The 468-nt window shown below is 49.8% G+C and carries 1 protein-coding gene; it reads right to left on the bottom strand.

Features of this window, described 5'->3' with window-relative positions:
* Positions 1 to 213: Rrf2 family transcriptional regulator (locus F7Q90_RS25980; RefSeq protein WP_151161191.1), on the bottom strand; the 213-nt coding region annotated here is incomplete at its 3' end.
* Between the last annotated feature and the right edge of the window lie 255 nt (positions 214 to 468).

Here is a 468-nt window from a genome sequence, read left to right as displayed (position 1 = left end):
AGCCGGTTTACCCAGGCGGATACCGCCATTTTTTCCTCGAACGGCAGTGACAAAGCCCGCACGGCTAAGCTGATTGATAATTTTGCCCATATGATTACGGGACACGCCGTAGACTTCTGTCACCTCAGAAATACTGGTCATACGTCCTTCGGGCAGCGACGCCATGTAGATTAGCGCACGTAATCCGTAATCGGTGAAACTCGTTAACTGCACATCAACCTCAGGAAAAGGGAAAACGGGATATAACTTATCTGTATTGATGATAAACCAGCCACCTGTCAGGCTGCTAATTTATTTCGGTTCAGGAAGGAAAAAAGCGAGGAACAATGACGCATTTGAGCCGGATGGCAATGCAAAGCATCTTATCCGGCCTACAAACGCGTACTCACCGTAGGCCCAGTAAGCATAGCGCCACCGGGCATAACCCATCAATTACGCGTCGAACGGGTCGCGCAGAATCATCGTCTC

The organism is Pantoea stewartii subsp. stewartii (genome assembly GCF_008801695.1).
GTDB classification, from domain to species: Bacteria; Pseudomonadota; Gammaproteobacteria; order Enterobacterales; family Enterobacteriaceae; genus Pantoea; species Pantoea stewartii.
Note: the sequence above shows the minus strand (reverse complement) of the source record. Positions and strands in the feature narration are given on the sequence as shown.